Source organism: Candidatus Nanoarchaeia archaeon (genome assembly GCA_035290625.1).
Classification (GTDB): domain Archaea; phylum Nanobdellota; class Nanobdellia; order Woesearchaeales; family DATDTY01; genus DATDTY01.
Genome location: DATDTY010000079.1, coordinates 1 through 4,296, shown reverse-complemented (window position 1 = coordinate 4,296; position 4,296 = coordinate 1). Strand labels below are relative to the sequence as shown.

Here is a 4,296-nt window from a genome sequence, read left to right as displayed (position 1 = left end):
AACCTTTAAGTCAGACCAGTACTTTCTGGCTCTATCGGTTTGGGTTAATGCGCTTATAATATCAACTACTGAGAACCACCATTCATCATTAAACCAAGTTCGCCTGATTTTCTTGCCTTGGAATACCACTAATGCTTTTTCTGATCGGTTCATTGCAGTTGCATAACCCAATTCTGCTTTATACATCTTCGCTGGATTAGCCAAAATAATGCATGAAATTGCCCTGTAATTGCCATCCTTGGGATATCTTCCCGGTTTATAAATAATTAACGTTATTTTTCCGCATTTCCACTCCTCAGATTGTTCCTTGGCCTCTGCGGGGTCTCAAGGATTGATGTAAAATCAGGAATCTCTATGATTGTTGTCGGAGCAATCATAGGGATTCCTGAGAGCGATATCATCATAAGGATCTTTTGAAAACTTCAATTCTACATTTGGAGAAACATTTGGCTCAACAGCAAATCGTATCGAATGTTTGGATAGCAATCGATCATATAATCCATCTAAATCAGTAGAATTCAAACACCAGTAGCCATCCTCTATAAGGTCATTGTATAACAGAATCAGTCGTTTTTTGCCTATTTTCGGGATAATAATACCAACATCATCTGTTGCCCTGCTTCTGCCAAGCAGTATTGCAACATACCCAGAAACAATAACCTACGCGGCGTGCTTCTCCAATATCCGTACAAATCTCACGACAAACTTGTCAAGGTCATTCATCATCTTGTCCAATTGGATGGTCTTATTGTTGATGAACTTCATTGGTCTGCCCCTGCAGGGATACGAGTGGCAGAAGAGGGAAACCTATTTATACCTATCCCTCTAAGAAGAGAGGATGAACAAAAGAGGCATTGAGCTTTCAGTCAATTTCCTTGTCATGCTGATTTTAAGCCTGATCGTATTCATGTTTGGCCTCTATCTGGTCTACCAGTTCTTCGGCACAGCAGTAGACCTGCAGACCCAGCTTGACGAGCAGACTGAAAAGGAGCTCCAGGCCATGCTGATCTCAGGAGAAAGAGTTGCCCTGCCAAAAACCCAGGTCAACCTGCAGAGAGGAAAATCCTACACCTTCGGATTAGGAATCCTGAACACGCTGGGAGCAGAGAAGGAGTTTAGTGTGAATATCATCGAAGGCCAGGCATATCAAGGAGCCACACTCATACCAACAAATGGTCTGGACACAATCCCCGCAAAAACTTACTCAATCAAAAACACAGAGCAGCGCCTTCTCGCAATTCCAGTAAGGGTTAACCAGGACGCCCAGATTGGAACTCATACACTGGATGTTAGGGTGTGTTATGCGAATAGCGTGGATTCCAGCACACATTTTAATCAACTCCCGCAAACCACTCCTTCTCCAGATTGTGTTTGCGTAGACCCTCAGAATGATCAAGACAGCGATGGCAACACTCGTGGAGACTCTGATGATATAGTAGGCGACTGCTGTTGGATCTCTTCATCCCCCTCCTGCGCAGACTGGCAGAAAACCCCTATCAACCAATACTCCAACACCAAGAAAATCATCGTCAATGTGAAATAAACCAGATTTGGCAGTAATCCGAGTTCAGGAGGCAACGGCAGCAGACGAGGGAGGGGTCGCTCCCTACGGGAAACCCGAGTAGGGCATTTTCGCAGAAAATGACAGTCTGCTGCCATTGTGTCTTCAATGAAAAAATGGAAAAAGAATAAAACTGCCAGCCCTTCACACAGAAAGATTAAAATAGGTGTAAACCTGAAGAGCTGGCATGGCCCTTAAATCCCTGATCGGAAGGATATTTGTTTTTGCCCTTGTCATTCTAGTTATTGTCCTCCTTGCTTTGCTGACAAAGAACCAGGGCGACTGGCTGAAGATGTGGTCCGACTTCATGCAGCTTGTTACAACTGGAACTGTTTCTTGAACGTGATCCTAAGTTCTCAAGGAACCTAAGAAGACGGTTTCGGCTCCACTAACCCTCTTTTCAAGGTTGCCGCCAGCTCAGCTCTTTCTGTCTTCAGCGAAGAGCGGCACCTCGCTCGTAGAGGGCGGCTCCCTCCGCTTCCGAGTTTCTTTCCTGATTGAGCCTCGCAAAAAATGGCGGCAACCTTTGAACTGCTCCAGTGAAAGTCACGCTCCGCTGTTGCCGCCAGTACTCAAAAATGCTTCGCATTTTTGGTCGCTCCTTCGGAGCAGTTCGCCTCGCACTGCTTGCGTGGTTATCGACATTCCCCGCAGGGGGCGACTCCCTTGTCGCTGCGTTGTTTTCACTAAAAGGGCTCACATGGGGCGGCAACATCGACTTTCACCAGATCCAGTTTCGTAAACTTTATATACTTTGATTGCCTTGGATTTTTCAAGGGGGTGAGAGAATGGAGGCAAAGGAGAAAGTTACCACCATTCATAGCATAATCAATAAGCTGCTGGCGAACACGCATATCAAGGCCAATATCGCGGCAGAAATAGCCAGAAGATGGGCTAGGGCCTGAGGCGCCGCTCTTTGGATATAAGCTTCTGGAGAGTATCAATCTTCCGCAGAAGCTCAAGCTTGTCCCGGTTTGCCTCGTCCAGGCGAAGAGCGTATTTATTCAAGTCAAAATCAGCCTTCTTGATATGCTGCGAGAGTTCTGTAAACTTTGCAAGTTCAGGCTTGATCATCCTGATCTGGCCAGCCATTGAGAGCACTTCATCCCTGAGCTGATGCAATGATCCTGCTTCCATCACAAGCGATGCCTTTACAGCAGCAATCTCCTCCCTGAACTCTTCCTTAAGGTCCTCAAGCAAAGCCTTGTGCATTCTGCTTTTCACCATCCTCAGATCATTCAGCTCGCTTTCAAACAATTCATTCAGCTCCCTGACGCTCTTCAAACCATCAATAAGCTCCTGCTGCGCCTTCATTGAGGTATCAGTATGCCCCTGCTGCGCCTTGTATGCAGCCTCCCATGCAGCAGACAGCTCAGACAAACGCAGCTTCATCTCCTCAACATCCTTCCCGAAGTTGCCCTTTACAGATGCAAGTTCCTGCTTCACTTCATCAATGCCTTCCTTTGCATGCAACATGCCCTGTATTTTTTTAAGCATAGGAATGGTAACCTCTGGCATAATAAAAAGATATTGATTTGCTCGAGAGCCCAATGTGCTTTCTCAGGCTGCCGCCGGCTCGGCTCTTTCTGTTTTCAGCGCAGAGCGGCACCTCGCCCGTAGGGGGCAACTCCCTCCGCTTCCGAGTTTCTTTCCTGATCGAGCCTCGCGAAATTGGCGGCAGCCTTGGAGTTTAGAGACGGTGTTTTCGCGCAAAGGATTGCCCTATTGGCGGCAGATCTAAATCCCAAACGACTCTGTGAAGCTCTTGATTCTTCGCAGCTCGGCAAGAAACCTGTTGCCCTGCTCGGTAATGACAAAAACCCGGTTGTTCTTGTGGTAAGTCTCAATGATGAGATTCTTCTCTTTGAGATCAGAGATATACTCTTTCATCTTAGGGTAGCTGAGGTTCGATTTATAGAGCAGATGCGTAGGCTTGATCATCTGCCTGTCCTGGACAGAAGCAAGGATATCCCGGATGACATCAATGCGGCTTCTCCGGCTCTTCATGGTCACCTCAGGACAAGATACAGCGACGCAAGCAGGAGCAGGCTGCCAATCAGCTGCATCGTTTCTCCCAGGACATAGGCAAAGTCGTGCCAGGACATGAGAATGAACATCACCTGGCTCAGGAAAAACATCAGGAAGCTATAGGCCACAAGCTTGCTCGGCATCGTTCCCCTGAATTTATAATTCATCCTGCAGGTGTTGCAGATAAAGAACAGGAAAACAGCTCCAACAATATGGAAGACCACCGGCCAGGCCATGCTCGTTGCAGCAAAGAGAACAGCAAAAATCTGTAGCATGACCAGAATCCTCTTGTCAGTTATGTGCATGGTCAGGCTGAGCAGGATAATCAGGCTGAGCAGAAAGACAAGGCGGTAGAGGAAATACCCTATCTGGAACCCCAGGGTGATCTCCCCCAAGGCCAAAAAAAGGTTAAGCACATTGAGATCCATGTATTTGAAGTATATCACCACATGGGTGAGGATCTTCACAAGAAACGCCAGTGCAAAAAACACAAACGCCCAGTAGAGGGAGAGGAATTTTCTCTCTCGCGTCAGCCGAAAAGCTTTTCTCGCAAAAGCGGCAATCAGTATTGACACCAGCACAAAGACGATATCAAACAGTGAGTCGATTCCATAAAACCACCTTGGGCTGAAGATAAGTGTAACCACTGCTGCCTCCAAGCCACAAAACCCTGCGCTGATTTATAAAGATTATGAATCCAAGGGCTC

Annotated in this window: 6 protein-coding genes; 2 read left to right on the top strand and 4 right to left on the bottom strand. The window is 47.0% G+C overall.

All coding sequences use genetic code 11. From position 1 onward, the window contains the following. Positions 1 to 272: 272 nt before the first annotated feature. A complete protein-coding gene (locus tag VJB08_07075; protein HLD43717.1) occupies positions 273 to 404 on the bottom strand; it encodes a hypothetical protein in 132 nt (43 codons plus the stop codon). A 434-nt stretch (positions 405 to 838) separates the two neighbouring features. On the opposite strand from VJB08_07075, the gene VJB08_07070 reads away from it, so the two are divergent. Together VJB08_07070 and VJB08_07065 are read left to right on the top strand one after the other, a co-directional pair. Next, positions 839 to 1,543 carry a hypothetical protein gene (locus tag VJB08_07070; protein ID HLD43716.1) on the top strand — a complete coding sequence of 235 codons (705 nt, stop codon included), beginning with the start codon at positions 839 to 841 and terminating at the stop codon, positions 1,541 to 1,543. A gap of 205 nt (positions 1,544 to 1,748) precedes the next feature. Continuing rightward, complete coding sequence (locus VJB08_07065) at positions 1,749 to 1,901, top strand: hypothetical protein (protein ID HLD43715.1); 153 nt, start codon at positions 1,749 to 1,751, stop codon at positions 1,899 to 1,901. Between the two features lie 554 nt (positions 1,902 to 2,455). On the opposite strand, the gene VJB08_07060 is transcribed toward VJB08_07065, so the two are convergent. The 3 genes from VJB08_07060 to VJB08_07050 all read right to left on the bottom strand — a co-directional run bounded on the left by VJB08_07060 (position 2,456) and on the right by VJB08_07050 (position 4,248). Further along, positions 2,456 to 3,058, bottom strand: a complete 603-nt coding sequence (locus VJB08_07060; protein HLD43714.1) for a hypothetical protein — start codon at positions 3,056 to 3,058, stop codon at positions 2,456 to 2,458. 240 nt (positions 3,059 to 3,298) lie between these two features. Then, positions 3,299 to 3,568: a winged helix-turn-helix domain-containing protein gene (locus VJB08_07055; protein HLD43713.1), complete on the bottom strand. Its 270-nt coding sequence runs from the start codon at positions 3,566 to 3,568 to the stop codon at positions 3,299 to 3,301. Between the two features lie 2 nt (positions 3,569 to 3,570). Next, the gene (locus VJB08_07050) at positions 3,571 to 4,248 is read right to left on the bottom strand and encodes a hypothetical protein (GenBank protein ID HLD43712.1); all 678 of its coding nucleotides are present in this window, start codon (positions 4,246 to 4,248) and stop codon (positions 3,571 to 3,573) included. Positions 4,249 to 4,296 lie beyond the last annotated feature (48 nt).